Consider the following 18,549-nt stretch of genomic DNA (forward strand, 5'->3'; position numbering starts at 1 on the left):
AGTTTGCAAAGGAGCATTCCCATGAGCATTTCCGCCATCAACCCCAACCCGATCCCCACGCCGGGCATCCAGCCGCCGGACATTGTCCGCTGCGCCTACATGGAGCTCATCGTCACTGACCTGGCCAAGTCCCGCGAGTTCTACGTGGACGTCCTGGGCCTGCACGTGACCGAGGAGGACGAGAACGTCATTTACCTGCGTTCCCTGGAGGAGTTCATCCACCACAACCTGGTGCTGCGCAAGGGGCCGGTTGCCGCCGTCGCCTCCTTCGCCTACCGTGTGCGCACCCCCGAAGACGTGGACACCGCCGAGGCCTACTACAAGGAACTGGGTTGCCGTACCGAACGCCGCGCCAACGGCTTCACCAAGGGCGTGGGCGACTCGGTTCGCGTGGAGGATCCGCTGGGCTTCCCGTACGAATTCTTCTACTCCGTGGAGCACGTCGAGCGGCTGACCCAGCGCTACGACCTCTACTCCGCCGGTGAACTCGTGCGTCTGGACCACTTCAATCAGGTCACCCCCGACGTCCCGCGCGGCCGCGCCTACCTGGAGGACCTGGGCTTCCGCGTCTCCGAGGACATCAAGGACTCCGACGGCGTCACCTACGCCGCCTGGATGCACCGCAAGGACACCGTCCATGACACCGCCCTCACCGGCGGCGACGGCCCCCGCATGCACCACGTGGCCTTCGCGACCCACGAAAAGCACAACATCATCCAGATCTGCGACAAGATGGGCGCCCTGCGCATCTCCGACCGGATTGAGCGCGGCCCCGGCCGGCACGGCGTCTCCAACGCCTTCTACCTCTACATCCTGGATCCGGACGACCACCGCATCGAGATCTACACGCAGGACTACTACACCGGCGACCCGGACAACCCCACCGTGACCTGGGACGTGCATGACAACCAGCGCCGCGACTGGTGGGGCAACGCCGTCGTTCCCTCCTGGTACACCGAGGCTTCCCTGGTGCTGGACCTGGACGGCAACCCGCAGCCGGTCACCGCACGCACCGACACTTCCGAAATGGACGTAACCATCGGCGCTGACGGCTTCTCCTACACCCGTCCGGCCGACGACGGCGGCACCTCCGCGGGTGAGGCAGCCAAGGGCTTCAAGATCGGCACCCAGCTCTAATCCCAGCAGGACAGCGAGGTGCGACGGCGGCGCCGGCCCGGCGCCGTCGTCGCACCCGCCCCGGACGAAGAGAAACCGGACCGAACAGAAAGTAGTGCCGTGCTAGATAAACAGACCATCCAAGCGGTGGCCGATGAACTGCTCGAAGCCAAAGAGACCCGCACCCCGGTCCCGCTGCTGACCGCACGCTATCCCGACATGACCATCGAGGACTCCTATGCCGTGCAGAACCTGTGGCGGGAGCGGCTCATTGCCTCCGGACGATCCCTCGCCGGACACAAAATCGGCCTCACCTCCAAGGCCATGCAGGCCGCCACCGGCATCACCGAGCCCGACTACGGCGTCATTCTCGATGACATGGTGCTGGAGAACGGCTGCACCCTGGACTGGGACTCCTACACGCATCCCCGCATTGAAGTGGAGCTGGCCTTTGTGCTCGGCAAGCCGCTGTCCGGTCCGGGCTGCACCATCTTCGACGTCCTGGATGCCACGGACTATGTGGTGCCCGCCCTGGAGATCCTGGATTCACGGATCGAGATGCAGGGCCGGACCATCGTGGACACCATCTCCGACAACGCGGCAATGGGCGCCATGGTGGTGGGCGGGAACCCGGTGAAACCGGCCGACGTCGACCTGCGCTGGGTCTCGGCCCTGCTCTACCGCAACCAGACCATCGAGGAAACCGGCGTGGCCGCGGGCGTGCTGAATCATCCCGCCGCCGGTGTCTACTGGCTCGCCAACAAGCTCTCCGCGCACGGCACCTCGCTGGAAGCCGGAGAAATCATCCTCGCCGGATCCTTCACCCGCCCCATGTGGGTCTACAAGGGTGACTCGGTGCTCGCAGACTACGGACCGTTGGGAACCATCACATGCCGATTCGAGTAGAAGAACCCTTCTCCGCGCGGCTGGCCGGCGGGAGCCGGCAGACCGGAATGTGGGTCTGCTCCGGCAGCCCGCTGGTGGCCGAAATCTGCGCCGGCTCGGGCCTGGACTGGCTGCTGATCGACGCCGAGCACAGCCCCAACGGCCTGGAATCACTGCTGGCCCAGCTGCAGGCGGTGCACGGCTACCCGGCAGTGCCGGTGGTCCGTCCGCCGTCCGGGGACGCGGTGCTGCTGAAGCAGTACCTGGACCTGGGCGTGCAGAACCTGCTGATCCCCATGGTGGACACCGCGGAGCAGGCCGCAGAGATGGTCCGCGCCGTCCGCTATCCGCCGCACGGCATCCGCGGCGTGGGCAGCGCCCTGGCGCGTGCCTCGCGGTGGAACCGCATTGACGGCTACCTCGAGAACGCTGCGGAGAGCATCACGCTGCTGCTGCAGATCGAGTCCGCCGCCGCCGTCGAAAACGTGGCGGAAATCGCCGCGGTCGACGGCGTGGACGGGCTCTTCATCGGCCCGTCCGACCTCGCCGCCTCCATGGGCCACCTCGGCCAACAGGACCATCCCGAGGTGCTGGCCGCCGTCGAGCACTGCATCCGTGCGGTGAAGGCGGCCGGAAAACCGGTGGGCGTCAACGCGTTCGCCGAAGCAACCGCCCGGCGCTACATCGAGGCCGGCGTCGACTTCATCCTCGTGGGCGCCGACGTCGCGCTCCTGGCCCGGGGCAGCGAGGCCCTGGCCGCAAAATACATTCCGGCTGCGGACGACGACGCCCGCGCCAGTTACTGATAAGGACCCTCCCATGGCTTCTGTCTCCGGCATCTCCCCGCCCCCGTCATCGGCGCCGCGCACCAGCGCGAAAGACAACCGGCGGGTCGCCTTTGCCACCCTGATCGGCACCACCGTCGAATGGTATGACTTCTTCATTTACGCCACCGCGGCCGGGCTGGTGTTTTCCACCCTCTTCTTCGAACCCGCCGGCAAGGAAATCGCCACCCTGATCGCCTTCGCCTCGGTGGGACTGAGCTTCCTCTTCCGCCCTCTCGGCGCCTTCCTGGCCGGACACTACGGCGACAAGATCGGCCGCAAGGCCATGCTCGTGATCACGCTGCTGCTCATGGGCGGGGCCACCACGCTGATCGGCGTCCTGCCCACCTACGAGACGGCCGGCGTCTGGGCACCGATCCTGCTGCTGCTGCTGCGCATCATCCAGGGCATCTCCGCCGGCGGTGAATGGGGCGGCGCCGTGCTGATGTCGGTGGAGCACGCACCGCGGAACCGGCGCGGGCTCTTTGGTTCCTTCCCCCAGCTGGGAGTGCCGCTGGGCATGCTGCTGGCCTCCGGCGTCACGGCGCTGATGACCGGCGTGATCTCCCCGGGCGACGAGTTCATCGAGTGGGGCTGGCGGCTGCCGTTCCTGCTCAGCATCGTCCTGATCGGCGTCGGCTTCCTGGTGCGCATGTCAGTGAACGAGTCTCCGGTGTTCGAGGAGATCTCCGAGAAGAAGCAGCAGACCAAGATGCCCATTGTCGAGCTGATGAAAAACCACTGGAAGCTGGTGGTCCTGGCGGCCCTGGTCTTCGCCGGCAACAGTGCCGCCGGGTACATGACCACCGGCGGGTTCATCCTGAACTACTCGACCAACCCCGAAGGTTCCCTGGCCATGGACCGCACGGACGTGCTCCTGGCCGTCTCCGGATCGGCTGCTGTCTGGTTCCTCTTCACCCTGATCAGCGGACTCATGGCCGACCTGATCGGGCGGAAGAGGACCTACCTGATCGGGTTCGGCATCCTGGCGCTGACGGTTTTCCCGCTGTTCTGGCTGATCAACACCGGAAACCTCGCGTTTATGTTCGTGGGCCTGGCCCTGTTCTCCGTGGGACTGGGCCTGACCTACGGTCCGCAGGCCGCCTGGTACAGCGAGATTTTCCCGGCGTCGATCCGGTTCTCGGGTGTTTCAGTGTCCTACGCGCTGGGCGCGATTGTCGGCGGCGCCTTTGCCCCCACCATCGCCCAGGCGCTGGTGCAGGCAACCGGCAGTACGCTGGCGGTCTCCGGTTACCTGCTGCTCATGGTGGCCATCGCTACGGCTGCCACCATCATGCTGCGCGACCGTCCCGGCATCGACCTGTCCATCCGCAACCAGGCGGAGCAGGAAGTCGGAGCAACCATCTTCGACAAGCGCCGGGGCGTCTCCACCGACGACGCCGTCCGGCCGGATGCCGCTCGGGTCTGACCTGGTAAGCGCGGTTGGCTTAGCCGGCTCGGGCTAGAGCGCCTCGACAATCGAGGACTCCTCCGGCAGCGTGTTCCGGCGGTCGATGAAGGCACCGGCGCGGGGGAGCTTTTCGCTGAAGGACGTGAAACTCAGCGGAAGCCCCCGCGCCGTCCGCGGGTCTGCGGCGTCCATCGCCTGCAGGTGCACGTGGGGCTGCGTGGAATTTCCGGAGTTGCCGCAGGCACCGATGTGCTCGCCCTCGCTCACGCGGGAACCTGCGGCAACCCGGACGGAACCGAACTGCAGGTGCATCACGCCCACTACGGCGCGGCCGTCCTCCGCGGCGATGAGAATGTAGTTGCCCCCGATGGCTTCGATCCCGCTCCGCAGCCGGGCCGGCTGGCCCAGCACGTACGGGATGAGGGCCAGCTGGGACCGGCGGGCCCGGTGGTCGTCCTCGCCGTCGTGCACCGCAACAACTGTTCCGCTGACCGGGGCCAGGATCTGGCGCCCGAAGGCGAAGAAGAGCTCCGGCGGCTCCGTGGCGAACGCCGACCGCCAGCTGACCGCGGGCGCCGTCCGTCCGGCGTCGTCCACCCCCACAAAATCGATTGCATAAGTGGTGGCGAGCAGATGGGTGCCGTGGCTGGGCACCCGGCGCAGCGGGCTGTTTTCCACTTTCCACTTCCCGGTGAAGGGAAGGGACACCGGGACGGTCCGGTCCTGGCCACTCGTCATGGTTCCCTTGTACACCAGGCCTTCCGGCAGGGTAAATCCTCTTGGGACGCTGCCGCGCGGGTCGGGCGGAACCGCGCGGGCGCCGGCAGCCGCTCTACCAGGGGAGCGGGCCGTCCTCGTCGGTAAAGGTGCCGGTGGGCCCGCCGGCGGGGATGGTGGCCATCCGGACGGCGGCAAGGGCACCCTGGGCCGGAGTGCGGGTACCGCGGAAACCGTTCAGGTCCGTGGCCACGAAACCCGGGCAGACCGCATTGACCAGGATGCCCTCCGGTGCGAGTCCCTTGGCGTATTGCAGCGTCAGGGAAGTCAGGGCCGTTTTGGAGGGCGCGTATCCGGCGGCGATCGGATCCGTGCTGGCAGGGTCCGAAACCGCGGCAAGGGACCCGGCAACACTGGAGACGTTGACGATGCGTGGTGCGGAAGAGAGGCGCAGCAGGGGCAGGAAGGCCGCGGTCACGGAAATGACCCCGAAGAAGTTGGTCTCAAAGACGGAGCGGATCTCGTCCACCTCGGCGAGCCCGGCTGCTGGGCTGCGAAGCTGACGCCCGGCGTCGCCACAATCCCGGCATTGTTCACCAGCGCATCCAGCCGCCCGAATTGGCGTTTGACCGCATCCGCCGCGGCTGCCACCGAGGCGGGATCGGTGACATCGAGTACGACGGCGACGGCGCTGCCGCCCCCCGCGCGGAGTTCCGCTGCGGCGCGTTCACCGGCGTCGGCTTTCCGCGCCGCTACCACCACCGTGTGGCCAAGGGCAGCCAACTGGCCGGCAATCTGGCGGCCGATGCCCTTGTTGGCGCCGGTGACGAGGGCAATCATTTGCTCATTCATGGGACTCCTAAAAATCTGCAGCCGACCCGATCGGGAAGACACCTCCAGTCTGCCCACCTAGTCCCGTACGAGGAATAACAAAAAGTCCGCATATTTTGCTCTAGAGTACAAACGTGATGGATGACCGGTTATCGGAGGTGCTCGACCTCATTGAGGTGAGGAGCATTATTTCGGGCAGCACCGCGGTGTCCGGACGGTGGGAAACCGAAAGCAGCATCGATGAGGACCTGAAGTTCTTTGCAGTGGTGCAGGGCACGGTGCGTCTCTCCACAGACGGGTCGACGACACCCCTAATCCTGGCGGGCGGCGATGTTGCCGTCCTCAACGGCCGGCGCTGGCTCAGGCTGGAGGGCGGAAGCGGCGACGCCGCGCCGCAGCTCCTGGAGCCGCCGGCCAGCGGAACCTTTGTCCGACTGGGCGAGGGCGCCCCGGGCGCCGAGGACATTGTCATCGGCGGTCGAATAGCCGTGAACGCCACGGGCAGGGAGCTGCTGCTGCAGGCCCTTCCGTCCGTGGCGCACATCAGATCGGGAACGGATGCCGCACCGCACCTGCATGACCTGATCGACCGGCTGTTCACGGAGGTGTCGAGCCCCCGGGCCGGCTCCGCCTTTGCCGTCCGCCAGTACGGACAACTGCTGCTGGTGGAAGTACTTCGGGCCTTCATGCAGAACTCGGAGCTGCCCCGGGGGTGGCTGAAGCTGGTTGCCGATGAACGGTTGCGGCCTGCCGTTGCACTGATCCACGACCGGATTTCCACGCCGCCCAGTCTGGAAGACCTGGCCCGCGCGGCCGCCATGTCCCGCACGGCCTTCACCGAACGGTTCCGCGAAGCGGCGGGCACGCCGCCCCGGTCCTACGTGAACCAGTGGCGGATGCTGGTGGCGCAGCGGGAACTGCAGTCGGGCGATGTTCGGATCCGGTCCCTGGCCCTTGACCTTGGCTATGCCTCCGAGAGCGCTTTCAGCACGGCGTTCAAGCGCAGCGTGGGTGAGTCGCCACTGCGCTACCGGTCAAGGATGCGGGCGCCGCAGCAGGCGACGAACTAGCCACAGCCGTTTGAGCCACAGGCGACGAACTGGCGGATGAGGCAGGCAGCCGGCTGCGCGTCGCAGGTACGCGGAACCCGGCGTCCTGCGTATATTGTTCGCATGCCCAACAAGAACGCGTCTCCGGTCACCTCTGAGCAGGTCACGATCCCCGTGGCGGCCGGGGGAGCGGTCGCCGGAATCCTGCGCACGCCCTCCGGGAGCCTGCCGACCGCTGCCGTGGTCATCCATTCCGCAACTGCAGTCGCGCAGCGGCTGTACACCGGCTTTGCCGAGTACCTGTGCGAGAACGGATTCGCCGTCCTCACCTACGACTACCGCGGAATAGGAGCCTCAGGGAGCCCGAAAGTGAACCGGAACCTGCGGATGCGGGATTGGATGGAACAGGACGTTCCGGCAGCGGCCGAGTGGATGGCCGGCCGGTACCCGGATCTTCCGCAGTTCGCCGTCGGGCACTCCCTCGGCGGCCAGGCCCTGGTTCTCAACAACGGAACAGAGGGTCTTGCCGGCTTTGTCGCCGTCGGGTCGCACGGCGGAGTCACCCGCGCCGTCAAGGTCCGGAAGGAACGGATTCGGGTGACCCTGGTGCTGCGGGTGGTCGGCCCGCTGTGTGCCCGGGTGCTGGGTTTCGCTCCGGCGCGGCGGCTGGGACTGGGAGAGGACATGCCCGCAACCGCGGTGCTGGAATGGAGCGGCTGGTCCCGGCAGCCCGGTTATTTTTTCGACGACCCGAGCATGCACGCCGCCAAGCGAGCCGCCCAGGTAAAGGCCGATGTCCTCGCCGTCGGACTCAGCGACGATCTGTGGGCCACTCCGGCCCAGATTGGCCCGTTCTTTGGCCATCTGGTGAACGCGCGCGTTGAGCGCCGCAACTACACGCCCGACGACGGCGGCGTCCCTGCCATCGGACACATGGGTTTTTTCCGGCGCAGCGTGAAGGACAGCCTGTGGCCTGAAGTCCGGGACTGGCTCGGCGAGCGGATTCCCAACCGGTCCTGACCCGGTGACCACCGAACGGCTCCTCTGACGGAGGTGCCGGATAACGGGAGCCAGGCACAGGGCTACTTGAAACCGCGGGTCCCGTGTATATTGCTTCGCATGCGAAATAACAGTGTGGCAGCGGTCACGTCCGAGCGAATCTGTATTCCTGTGCCTGCGGGCGGCGCGCTGGCCGGCACCCTGCGTCTGCCGGCCGACGTCGCGCCCCGGGCCGCCGTCGTCGTCCATCCGGCAACTGCGGTTGCCGAACGCCTGTACACCGGCTTTTCGGAATATCTCGCGGAAAACGGGTACGCGGTTCTCACCTATGACTACCGGGGGACGGGCGCGTCCGGCAGCCCGAAGGCCAACCGGAGCCTGCGGATGCGGGACTGGATGAACCAGGATGTCCCGGCCGCCGCCGGATGGATGGCCGGGCGGTTCCCGGACCTGCCGCAGCTGGCCGTCGGACACAGCATAGGCGGGCATGCGATGGCACTGAACAACGGCACGGACGGACTGCTGGGGTTCGTGGCCATCGCCTCGCACGCGGGCGTCACCAAAACCATCTCGGATCCGAAGGAACGGCTGCGCGTGGGACTGGTCCTGCGGGTCCTCGGCCCGCTCACCGGCAGGCTGCTCGGCGTTGTGCCGGGCCGGAAGATGGGCCTGGGCGAGGATATGCCCGGTGCCGCCATGCTCGAGTGGAGCCGCTGGTCCCGCCGGCCAAACTACTTTTTCGACGATCCGAGCATGCAGGCCGCCGAACGCGCCGCCCGGGTCAGGGCCGAAGTGCTGTCCGTCGGTTTCAGCGACGACCTTTGGGCCACGCCCGGGCAGATCAACGCCATCTACGGCCGGCTTCCCAACGCTTCACTGGAGCGGCGCACCTACACCCCCGACGACGCCGGTATGCCCGCTATCGGGCACATGGGCTTCTTCCGCCGCGGGGGCAAGGAGAAACTGTGGCCGGAGGTCCTCGCCTGGCTGGACGAACGGATCGCGACGCAGCGGTGAAGCAGGACGACGACGGCGGGGCGCACGACGGCGGCCGGAGACGTCCGCCCCGTCTGATCTTCCTCACGCTGACCGCCGAACGGCGGCTGCGCCGGTGGATCGGGCGCCGGGGCGAGGACCGCGGCCTCAGCGCGGCAGCCTCCGGAGTGCTGCTGTACCTGGCCACCCGTCCCGGCGCGAGCACCGGCGAGGTGGCCGACGCAGTGGATGCCTCCCCGGCGGGACTGAGCGGGCTGCTGTCCCGGCTCGAGAAGTCTGGACTCATCACCCGGGCACCGGATCCGGGGGACCGCCGGACCATCCGGGTGAACCTGACCGCTGACGGGAAGGCCGCGCTCGGAGCGGTGCAGTCCGTCCTGGGCGAGCTGAACGGGAAGATTACCGACGGGTTCAGCGGCGAGGAACTCGCCGTCGTCGCCCGGTGGCTGCGGCATGTCGCTGAGGTGCTGGACTGAGGCTGGTCCGTCAAACCCGGATCCGACCAGCAAAATCGCCGGCGGGGGCTGAAAGATCCTACGGCGATGGCGGCGGAACAGGCTATCCGTGGGACACAGCTGCAATCACTGCTGAAACCAGCTCCGGGCTAGTAACGTCATACTGGCTCGGTCCGCCTCCGGGGCCTGACCTACCTCCGCGACGCTGTTCCCGCGCGGAAAGATGGATACCGTCGAGTCCGCGAAGTGCGGCAACGTCTTTTGCGGCTATTCCGCCACCGGCCTGAATCTGCGGTTTCCCGGAGGCGTAGCGCCGCAATTGTTCCAGGACCCCGGCCCCTTGACGGGAGATCTCCGCTCCGCCGGAAGTGAGTATTCGATCCACGCCCAGAGCACGCAGCGGGTCAATAAGGTCCCGGACGTGAATACCGTTTTCGATCAGCACATCGACGCATCTATGCACGGTGATTTCCGCGGCGGGATTCTCCTCCCGTGCTGCAGCGATTAGGACCTGCAGCGCTTCGGCATCGAGTGCTTGGTCACCGTGTGTTAGGGCTCCAATCACCACGCCGGCCGCGCCGGCGCGGACCGCGTGGCGGATATCAGCAACCATGAGGGCGGTTTCTGCTGGAGAGTAAACATAGTCGCCGGCGCGCGGGCGGATCAGGACGTGTACGGCAATGCCCACGGACACCGCCTGCTCGATCGTAGCCAAGGACGGGGTGAGCCCGCCAAGTGCCAGCGCCGTGCATAGCTCTATCCGGTCAGCCCCCTTTTCCATGGCTGTTTGTGCGCCTGCCAGGTCTTGGACAGCAATTTCAACCCGGGGCCTCATGAGGCACCTGCTGAAACAGCTGCGTAGACCGTAGCGCTCAGATCGGGACTCGGCATGTCGGTGTCAAAGGGGAACATGGGCCGGTCAATCTTCCGGTGACCTAGCCGGATCAGGTCCTGATCTACGCCGCCGGGGGTCAGGGCCAACCGCCAATCCGCAGCGAGCTCAAACAGCTCGGGTTCCAGATAGCCGATTTTGACCACCAGAATGTCAGCATCGAAGACGGTAAGCCCGGCTGCGGCAAAGTCTGATATCCGATGGTACGGCTTGCGCCGCTCGGTGATGATGGCTTCAATTGAACCTACTTTGATGACCGCGACCCGCCCGGAAGTGTCATCGCCACCAGTCGCCCGTAACACCACGCCGGCAAGTGTGACAGGGCCCGCGTGGATGGAGTCGACACCGGCACCGACCGCAATTTCGACCTCCGCGCCTACTCCCGCGTCGTGGCACGCGGCGACGGCATCGGCGTCGAAGACCGATGCAACGACGGTACGGGGCCCGGCTTCCCCGAAGCGGGCATCCTTGACGAGCTGGGTCAACGTCCAAGTGACGTCCCCTGAGCCTCCAGCTGTGGGGTTGTCCCCGGAATCTGAAAGCACGAACGGGCGGGCGGCGCCCGGTTCCAGCGCGGCACTTAGGCACTCTTCCAATGGTGCTGCGGGTGCCACAAAGCGGAAGTCCTGCCGCGCTTCCCAGACGCTCCGGGCAAGCTCGGATGCCTTATCTCCAGCGAGCCGAGCATCGTCCCCGGTCACGACGACGGAGGCGTAGCAACGCGGCTCGTCTGCCCATGCGTACCCTATCCAAATAGATGCATCCACAATGCCGTCCAAGGCCTCTATGCGTGGAATAGCATCGTAGATCCGCTTTGCCGGATCCAATCGGGTTGAGGTCTTTTCGCCGGGCAGCAGAACCGGGATTCGCACGTGCGCCTTCGCCGGTGCCCCCGTTCCGTCGGCCAGCCTGACAAGCAGGTTCTTCATGGCTCGGGTTTTCGTTTCCTGCTCGTCTTCGTGCGGTGCCATGCGATAGCACGTCATCAGATCACACACCGCGACCAAATCCGCCGAGACATTGCCGTGCAGGTCCATTGTGGCGGAGATCAGGGTGCGCGGGGACCCTGATCTGGCGCTGACCTCGTTCAAAGCGGTTCGGACTGCAGATGCCAAATCCGCTTCGGCGTCCTCTCGTCCCACAACGGTCATGGCCCCGTGGATGTCCAAGAGAAATCCGTCGAAGGGCCCGGACTTGTGAATCATCTCCACCAGTTCTGATTTCAAAGCTTCATAAACCTCGGGCAGGACCATGCCGCCGGGAAGCGACCGGGCATGGACCAGGGGGAACCACTCCGCAGTACCGGCCACTTCCGGAGAATACCCGCTGCTAACCGGCTGCAGGGCGGTGTAACGCGATAGCAGCTCCCCGTTCCTGGTGAAGTTGAAGGCGTCGAAACCTGAACGGTGGGGTGAGAAGTTTGATGATTCGATAGACATTCCGCCCATACCGATGCGGGGGCGGTGAGATTGTGAACTCATGCTGGGGGACTCCTTTGGCTGATGCAGGGCGGTGTCGGGTCTTAGCCGGCGGGGCGCGTGAGCGAAGCGGGCAGGGTTCGGGTGTTGAGCAGATGCATGATGGACAGCTCGGCGGCTCCAATCAGCCCTGTCTCGACGCCCGGTTTGGATGCCTCAACCCGCAGTCCTGACGTAACCAGCGGTAGGCAGCGTTCATAGAGCTGGGATCGTACGGCGGCTACATATACGTTGGCTGACGAGAGGCCGCCGGACAGGTACACGTCTCCTGGATTGAAGAAATTCACCACTGTGCTGAGGGCCAACCCCAGCTGTCTGCCAGCTTCACGGACCACTCCATTCGCCGCGGGATCCCCGTCCCGCACCTTCAGCAGGACTTCGTTGATGTTCTTGACGGCAATACCGGATTCCGAAAGATCGCGGACAATGGCAGCGCCGGATGCGATCGTTTCCAGGCATCCGCGATTCCCGCAGGAGCACATCCGGTCATTGGCTGCTTCGACCTTGGTATGCGTGATGTCCCCGGAAGCATAGGACGAACCGCGGTAAAGCTCGCCGCGCGCGATGATGCCGGTACCGATGCCTGTACCAGCCAGAACGGTGATTGAGTTTGTCGCGGCGTCGGTCCGGGACAGGAACTCGCCCAGGGCAGCCAGATTTGCGTCGTTGTCGGTGACAGTAGGAACGGAGAGTGCGCCTTCCAAGAGTGCTCCAACATCCTGTCGGTGCCACCCGGGCATGCGGGCGGGTGCTATGACCGTCCGGCTTTCGGTGTCCACCGGGCCGGGTAATCCGATCCCTGCGGCGAGCAGGTCGCCGCCGGTGCTCCGTATCAGCGCCTGAACCTCCTTTGCCAGCAGGTCCACTGTCGCTTCTGGCCCGTCGGCAACGTTCACGACAATCGATGTGGAAGCCACCACGTTCCGCGACAAGTCCGAGAGGCCTACGGTGGCATGCCGGGCACCCAAGGCGATAACCGCGGTCCGCCCCGAACGATGAGCGATCGAGAGAAGGCGTCCGGGCCGACCGCCGAGCGAAGGGGCTACTCCCTGCTCTTCAATAACTCCGGATGCGATAAGTTCCGTAACTTTTGCGGACACCGTGGAGGGCGCTAGCCCCAGAGACTTCGCCAAGGCGGAACGCGTGGTGGGCTCAACGGAAATTCTGCGGAGTACATCGACGGCGAGATTGCCCGCGCTCATGGGTTTCCTTTCGGTGGATGTGCACTGTTTCATCACGAAGGACCGCAGATGGTTCTGAATCCGAAATTCATAAACGATTGGAAGTTCCAAAAACGAACTTTGTGCTCTAGATTACACATAGTTCTTCCAAGAACGTATGTACTTTGTTCGCGTTCGAATTAAGTGGATTCCCGGTCACCGACCCGTACAGGAGAAACTCCCATGCCTAGAGACCACAAACGATTGAAAGTGAGCCTGACCGCCGCCATCGCTGCGGCGGCACTGCTGCTCACCGGATGTTCTGCAAGTTCCGGAGGCCAAACGGAGACCTCCGGCGGTGACGCCTCTGTGCCGGCCGGGGTGGACACTGATACCGTCAACTACGCACTTCCGCCTAACGCCACACCGAACTGGATCTTGCCCATCGGGACGGCGGGCAAGATGGCTACGCATAATTCCTCCATCACTCAGGCCCTGTGGTCTCCGCTGATGACCTTTGACGGTTCCAAGGGCGAGATGAAGCTGGACCTTGAGACTGGTATTGCGGACAAGATGGAGTATTCCGAGGACGGAACGTCGGTGACTTTCCATCTGCGGGACATGAGCTGGAGCGACGGCACGCCTATAACCACCCGCGACGTTGAATTCTGGTTCAACCTGATTGGGGCGAACAAGGAGGCCTGGGGCGGATACAAAGAGGGTCGCCTTCCGGACAACATAACGAACATCGATTACACCGATGAGAAGACATTCACGCTGACCTTCGACAAGGTCTACAACCAGGATTGGCTGTCCTCCACCCAACTCATCAGCATCAAACCCTTGCCGCACCATGCATGGGCAAAGACGGCGGACGATGCCCCGGCCGGCGACGGTGACCGTACGGATGAGGGCGCCAAAGCGATCTTCGGATACCTTGTGAAATCAGCGGAGGACATGTCCTCCTATGCGAGTAACCCGCTGTGGCAGACCGTTTCCGGTCCCTTTGCGCTGGGTGGTTTCGACAACTCCGGAAAAGTCACCCTGGTCAAGAATGATGCCTACAGCGGCAAGGACACCGCGCAGGTCCAGACCGTCAACCTGCTTCCGTTTACGTCTGCGGATGCGGAAGTAAATCTGCTGCGTTCCAAGGGCATAGATTACGGCTACATCCCCACGTCCCTTATGGACCAGAAATCACAGTTTGAATCGAACGATTATGTGATTGACCAGTGGGAAGGATGGGCAGTCACTTACATGCCCTACAACTTCAATAATCCGGAGATGGGGAACACCTTCAAGCAGCTGTACGTCCGCCAGGCGCTGCAAAGCGCCATCGATCAGGAGACTATTTCAAAGACCGTTTGGAAGGACGGCGCCAACCCGGTCTACGGCCCGGTTCCCCAGGACATCGACTCCTCTTATCTGTCGGATGAGCAGAAAAACAATCCGTACCCCTTTGATTTGGACAAAGCAAAGCAGCTGTTCGCGGACCATGGGTGGGAAGCCGGTTCTGACGGCGTTCTGGTGTGCGAGGACGCAGGAATCGGTAACAGCCAATGCGGCGAGGGCGTGGAAGCCGGAACCAGGATGGACCTGACCATGATGGTCCAGTCAGGCTCCGACGAGGCGGATAAGCAGTTCGCCGCGATGCAGTCATCCTTCCGCGACATCGGCGTCGCAGTGACGTTCGACCGGGCTCCGCTCAACACCGTGCTTAACCGGACCGTCCCCTGCGAACCCGACGCCGCGGACTGCTCTTGGCAGTTTTCCTACTTTGGGGCCGCCGGCTCCTGGTACTTCCCCGCGTATCCCACAGGGGAACGAATCTTCGCCACCGGCGCTTCCGTGAACTTCGGCAACTACTCGAACACTGAGGCCGACCAGCTGATGGGCGATGCCCTGGAAACGAATGATCCCGCCACCATGCAGAAGTACTCCGCACTTCTGGCCGAGGACCTGCCGGTGATGTGGCTTCCTAACCCCGTTTACCAGGTCTCAGTAATCCGCGAGGGCCTGACCGGTACAACACAAGACCCCACGGCTAATTTCTTCCCCCAGCGCTGGGGCTGGAACAACTAACCCGGATTCCTCGAACCAAGTAAACCAAGAAGGAGAATCGCTGATGTCGACCACCGCCACTCGCGATCGCTCAGGGACACGGATGTTTGGCTGGTTTTTGGCCAAGCGGCTTGTGCAGGCGGCGGTCGTCATCGCGATCGTCTCAATAGTTGTCTTCATGCTGCTTCAGGCACTCCCGGGCGGGCCAGCCCGGGGGATCCTGGGACAGCAGGCTACGGAGGCACAGATTGAGGCCTTCAACCACGAGATGGGCTTCGATCTGCCTCTCGTCCAGCAGTATCTAAATTATGCAGGCCAATGGCTCCGCGGGGATCTGGGCCGATCATTTGTCATGAACACCGAGGTCTCCGATGTAATCATGCAGCGGCTTCCGAAAACGCTGGTCTTGGCTCTGACTGCCGTGCTTGGTGCTCTGGTGGTTGCGATCCCGCTCGGAATGGCCCAAGCGCTCAGGCGTAACAAGCCCTTCGATTATGTGATGACCGGGCTGAACTTCATTGTGTATTCAACTCCGAGCTTTTTCCTGGGATTGCTGCTCATTATGCTCTTCAGCCAGGTGCTCGGATGGCTTCCCGCCAACGCGCCGCAAGGAAACAGTGTGGCCGAAATCCTTGCCCATCCGAAGGAAATGATCCTGCCGGTACTCACCAGCGGGCTGGCCGGCGTGGCCACCTTCTCGCGCTATATGCGCTCATCCACCATCGATAATCTGCACGAGGATTACGTTCGGACGGCCAGAGCAAAGGGGACCCCGGCCAACAAAGTGGTTTTTCGACACGTCCTGCGAAACTCCCTGACCCCGGTGGTGACAATGCTCGGCTACTACCTGCCAGTAATGTTCGGTGGTGCGCTGGTGGTTGAGCAGCTCTTCAACTTCCCCGGGATGGGCCTGCTCTTCTGGAACGCAGCTCAGACGAGCGACTTCCCGGTTCTGCTGGGTTGTGTCCTGGTCATCTCAGTGGCGACCGTCATTGGATCGTTGCTTGCCGACATCACTCAGTTCATTCTCGACCCCCGTGCCCGTGGAGGTGCCCGATGAGTGCCATATCGCTCGACCGTCCTGCCCAGAAATCCCCGGGGGCGCGCGCCCTGCGGCAGTTCCGGTCCAACAAGCTGGCGCTTCTGGGGGTGGGCATAGTGCTGGCCTTGGTGGTTTTTTGTTTTGTAGGGCCGCTCGTCTATCCGACAGAACAGGTCTCCACCAACCTGATGCAAGCGGACCTGCGGCCGGGCCAGGACGGGCATCCGCTCGGTACTGACGGTCTGGGGTACGACGTTCTGGGACGGCTGATGGTAGCAGGCCGCACGTCCATCCTCATCGGTCTCGCCGCCGGTGTGCTGGCAACTATCCTTGGCGCGCTGTGGGGATCGATTGCAGGTTACCTCGGCGGAGTGGTGGATTCTGCCATGATGCGGGTTGTAGATGCCGGCATCGCCATCCCCGGCATCTTTCTGCTGCTCGTAATATCCGCTGTCGTCCGGCCGAGCGAATGGATGTTGGTGCTGATTATCGGCGCGGTCTCTTGGCTGGTACCGGCCCGGCTCACGCGTGCGGAAGCCTTATCCCTGAAGAGCCGGGAGTATGTCCTGGCGATCAAGGCAACCGGCGGAAGTAATCGGCGTGCCATATTGCGGCACATCATCCCGAATACCATCGGCACCGTCGTGGTCAATGCAACCTTTCAGGTTGCGGACGCCATTCTGTTGATCGCGTATATCAACTTCCTCGGAATGGGCCTGCAGCCGCCGGCCACTGACTGGGGTGCCATGCTTTCGGACGGCATATCCTCCGTCTATTCCGGCACCTGGTGGCTGATCTTTCCGGCGGGAATCGCCATAGTCCTGGTCGTGAGCGCCTTCAACTTCATAGGTGACGGCCTCCGCGACATGTTTGATGTAAGGGGTAGATCGTGAGCAGCGCGAGGACAGCACCGGCAACACGTCTTGTTCCAGCGCTCAGCGTTAAAGACCTGACCGTTGACTTCAAGACGGACAACGGGACGGTCAATGCGGTCCGAGGGGTGTCGCTTGAGATCGCGCGTGGGGAGGTGCTGGCACTTGTCGGGGAATCCGGCAGCGGAAAGTCCATCACGTCCTTGGCGGTCATGGGCCTGCTTCCGGGCAACGCCCGGACTGAAGGCGTTGTTGAAGTTGACGGCACCAGCGTCTTGAATGCCTCGGAATCGGTCATGAATGCAACCCGCGGCAACGTGGTGTCGATGGTCTTCCAGGAGCCCATGACCGCGTTAAATCCGTCCATGAAGGTGGGCAACCAGGTGTCCGAGGCGATCCTGAACCATAACAAACTATCAAAATCCGAAGCTGGTAGGCGTGCTGTCGCGCTCTTGGATGATGTCGGCATACCCGACGCTGAGGCGAAGGCGAACAGCTATCCGCATCAGTTGTCAGGAGGCCAGCGCCAACGTGTCGTCATCGCCATAGCCTTGGCCTGCAACCCCACCATGATCATTGCCGATGAACCCACGACTGCACTCGACGTCACGGTGCAGGCCGAGATACTGGAACTGCTGCGGGGATTGGTGAAGGACACCAACACGGCTCTGCTGCTGATCACCCACAATATGGGCGTGGTGGCAGATCTGGCCGACAGGGTCGTTGTGATGAACGCCGGCAAAGTCGTCGAAACCGGTTCCTCGGTGCAGATACTCACCGCCCCCGCCGAGCCCTACACCCGGGCTCTGCTCGCCGCTGTACCCACTCTTCCCGAGGCGCAGTGGGACAGGATTATTGCCGAAGAACGTGCGGGACAATTCGGCAGCTTCGAGGAGCCTGTCGCTGAACCACCCAAAGACGCCATTCTGGACATGCGGGGGATATGCGTCGATTACAGCTCCGGCGGGCACAAAGTCCGTGCCGTCGACAGGATCAACCTGTCGATCGCACAGGGGGAGATTGTGGGCCTGGTGGGTGAATCGGGCTCAGGAAAATCCACGCTCGGAAGGGCTCCTCTGGGCCTGGTTCCGATCACGGCGGGCGACATCACACTCTTCGGTGCGCCCCTTGGCGCCGTTTCCCGTCGTCAGTTGCGGAAGCTGCGTTCACGCATCGGAGTTATTTTCCAGGACCCGGGCGGATCCTTGGATCCACGGATGACGGTGGGCGACTCCATAGCTGAGCCCTTGGTTATGCACGGCATCGAGGGCCGCCGGCCCGACCGCAGGCAACGGCACAGCCGGGTCGACGAACTGCTTGACGCCGTGCGCCTACCCGAGGGTACGGCTTCCCGTTACCCTCATGAGCTGTCTGGAGGGCAGCGACAACGTATCGGCCTGGCGCGCGCCCTGGCCCTGACACCGGAACTGTTAATCGCTGATGAACCCACCAGCGCCCTGGACGTCTCGGTACAGGATGAAGTGCTGTCGCTGCTATTGGACTTGCAGAAGGAATTTGGCTTTGGTTGCCTGTTCATCAGCCACGACCTAGCGGTTGTCCATTCCGTTTGCCAGCGCGTAACAGTGATGCGGAACGGCCGGGTCGTTGAAGCCGGAAACACTGCCGAGGTGCTGCTGCACCCTCAGGCATCCTATACACGCCGTCTTCTGGCCTCTGTCCCGAGTCCCAATCCGATCACTCAAGCGGAACGCCGCAACGCGCGACGGGCCCTGATTACCGCGAAGTCGACGGTCGCCTGAC

18 protein-coding genes are annotated in these 18,549 nt (G+C 63.8%); 12 read left to right on the top strand and 6 right to left on the bottom strand.

The window, feature by feature from the left end; genetic code table 11:
* The first annotated feature begins 21 nt into the window (after positions 1-21).
* The 4 genes from hpaD (at position 22) to WKB88_RS02325 (ending at position 4,254) form a co-directional block, all read left to right on the top strand.
* Positions 22-1,137, top strand: coding sequence for a 3,4-dihydroxyphenylacetate 2,3-dioxygenase (gene hpaD, locus WKB88_RS02310; protein WP_341392924.1), 1,116 nt, complete (start codon positions 22-24; stop codon positions 1,135-1,137).
* 99 nt (positions 1,138-1,236) lie between these two features.
* On the top strand, positions 1,237-2,022 hold the full coding sequence (gene hpaH / locus WKB88_RS02315) for a 2-oxo-hept-4-ene-1,7-dioate hydratase (protein ID WP_341392925.1): 786 nt from the start codon (positions 1,237-1,239) through the stop codon (positions 2,020-2,022).
* The gene (locus WKB88_RS02320) at positions 2,007-2,807 is read left to right on the top strand and encodes an HpcH/HpaI aldolase family protein (RefSeq protein WP_341392926.1); all 801 of its coding nucleotides are present in this window, start codon (positions 2,007-2,009) and stop codon (positions 2,805-2,807) included. The genes hpaH and WKB88_RS02320 overlap by 16 nt, the downstream gene beginning before the upstream one ends.
* Before the next feature lie 13 nt (positions 2,808-2,820).
* Entirely contained in the window at positions 2,821-4,254 is a 1,434-nt protein-coding gene (locus WKB88_RS02325) for an MFS transporter (RefSeq protein ID WP_341392927.1), read from the top strand.
* A 33-nt stretch (positions 4,255-4,287) separates the two neighbouring features.
* Here the strand turns inward: WKB88_RS02325 and WKB88_RS02330 are convergent, their stop codons facing one another.
* The 3 genes from WKB88_RS02330 to WKB88_RS02340 form a co-directional block, all read right to left on the bottom strand.
* Positions 4,288-4,974, bottom strand: coding sequence for a M23 family metallopeptidase (locus WKB88_RS02330; protein ID WP_341392928.1), 687 nt, complete (start codon positions 4,972-4,974; stop codon positions 4,288-4,290).
* Between the two features lie 94 nt (positions 4,975-5,068).
* Positions 5,069-5,482, bottom strand: coding sequence for an SDR family NAD(P)-dependent oxidoreductase (locus tag WKB88_RS02335; RefSeq protein WP_341392929.1), 414 nt, complete (start codon positions 5,480-5,482; stop codon positions 5,069-5,071).
* Positions 5,428-5,805 (bottom strand): SDR family NAD(P)-dependent oxidoreductase, encoded by a 378-nt coding sequence (locus WKB88_RS02340; protein WP_341392930.1) that lies wholly within the window; start codon positions 5,803-5,805, stop codon positions 5,428-5,430. Before WKB88_RS02340 ends, WKB88_RS02335 begins: the two co-directional genes overlap by 55 nt.
* Positions 5,806-5,921: 116 nt before the next feature.
* On the opposite strand from WKB88_RS02340, the gene WKB88_RS02345 reads away from it, so the two are divergent.
* From WKB88_RS02345 to WKB88_RS02360, 4 genes are all read left to right on the top strand, one after another.
* Positions 5,922-6,854 carry an AraC family transcriptional regulator gene (locus WKB88_RS02345; protein WP_341393202.1) on the top strand — a complete coding sequence of 311 codons (933 nt, stop codon included), beginning with the start codon at positions 5,922-5,924 and terminating at the stop codon, positions 6,852-6,854.
* Positions 6,855-6,956: 102 nt separating this feature from the next.
* Complete coding sequence (locus tag WKB88_RS02350; RefSeq protein ID WP_341392931.1) at positions 6,957-7,853, top strand: alpha/beta hydrolase family protein; 897 nt, start codon at positions 6,957-6,959, stop codon at positions 7,851-7,853.
* Between the two features lie 99 nt (positions 7,854-7,952).
* Positions 7,953-8,849 carry an alpha/beta hydrolase family protein gene (locus WKB88_RS02355; protein ID WP_341392932.1) on the top strand — a complete coding sequence of 299 codons (897 nt, stop codon included), beginning with the start codon at positions 7,953-7,955 and terminating at the stop codon, positions 8,847-8,849.
* Positions 8,846-9,304 carry a MarR family winged helix-turn-helix transcriptional regulator gene (locus WKB88_RS02360; protein WP_341392933.1) on the top strand — a complete coding sequence of 153 codons (459 nt, stop codon included), beginning with the start codon at positions 8,846-8,848 and terminating at the stop codon, positions 9,302-9,304. The genes WKB88_RS02355 and WKB88_RS02360 overlap by 4 nt, the downstream gene beginning before the upstream one ends.
* An 82-nt stretch (positions 9,305-9,386) precedes the next feature.
* Here the strand turns inward: WKB88_RS02360 and WKB88_RS02365 are convergent, their stop codons facing one another.
* Genes WKB88_RS02365 through WKB88_RS02375 form a run of 3 tightly spaced genes read right to left on the bottom strand, consistent with a single transcriptional unit; the run spans position 9,387 to position 12,855 of the window.
* The gene (locus WKB88_RS02365; protein ID WP_341392934.1) at positions 9,387-10,118 is read right to left on the bottom strand and encodes a copper homeostasis protein CutC; all 732 of its coding nucleotides are present in this window, start codon (positions 10,116-10,118) and stop codon (positions 9,387-9,389) included.
* Positions 10,115-11,656, bottom strand: coding sequence for a M81 family metallopeptidase (locus tag WKB88_RS02370; RefSeq protein WP_341392935.1), 1,542 nt, complete (start codon positions 11,654-11,656; stop codon positions 10,115-10,117). The genes WKB88_RS02365 and WKB88_RS02370 overlap by 4 nt, the downstream gene beginning before the upstream one ends.
* Before the next feature lie 41 nt (positions 11,657-11,697).
* Entirely contained in the window at positions 11,698-12,855 is a 1,158-nt protein-coding gene (locus WKB88_RS02375; protein ID WP_341392936.1) for an ROK family transcriptional regulator, read from the bottom strand.
* Between the two features lie 201 nt (positions 12,856-13,056).
* On the opposite strand from WKB88_RS02375, the gene WKB88_RS02380 reads away from it, so the two are divergent.
* Genes WKB88_RS02380 through WKB88_RS02395 form a run of 4 tightly spaced genes read left to right on the top strand, consistent with a single transcriptional unit; the run spans position 13,057 to position 18,548 of the window.
* The gene (locus WKB88_RS02380; protein ID WP_341392937.1) at positions 13,057-14,895 is read left to right on the top strand and encodes a peptide ABC transporter substrate-binding protein; all 1,839 of its coding nucleotides are present in this window, start codon (positions 13,057-13,059) and stop codon (positions 14,893-14,895) included.
* A gap of 43 nt (positions 14,896-14,938) precedes the next feature.
* Positions 14,939-15,934 (top strand): ABC transporter permease, encoded by a 996-nt coding sequence (locus WKB88_RS02385; protein WP_341392938.1) that lies wholly within the window; start codon positions 14,939-14,941, stop codon positions 15,932-15,934.
* Positions 15,931-16,809, top strand: a complete 879-nt coding sequence (locus WKB88_RS02390) for an ABC transporter permease (protein ID WP_341392939.1) — start codon at positions 15,931-15,933, stop codon at positions 16,807-16,809. Before WKB88_RS02385 ends, WKB88_RS02390 begins: the two co-directional genes overlap by 4 nt.
* A complete protein-coding gene (locus tag WKB88_RS02395; protein ID WP_341392940.1) occupies positions 16,806-18,548 on the top strand; it encodes an ABC transporter ATP-binding protein in 1,743 nt (580 codons plus the stop codon). Before WKB88_RS02390 ends, WKB88_RS02395 begins: the two co-directional genes overlap by 4 nt.
* Position 18,549: the final 1 nt, after the last annotated feature.

Source organism: Arthrobacter sp. G119Y2 (genome assembly GCF_038069765.1).
Taxonomy (GTDB): domain Bacteria; phylum Actinomycetota; class Actinomycetes; order Actinomycetales; family Micrococcaceae; genus Arthrobacter_B.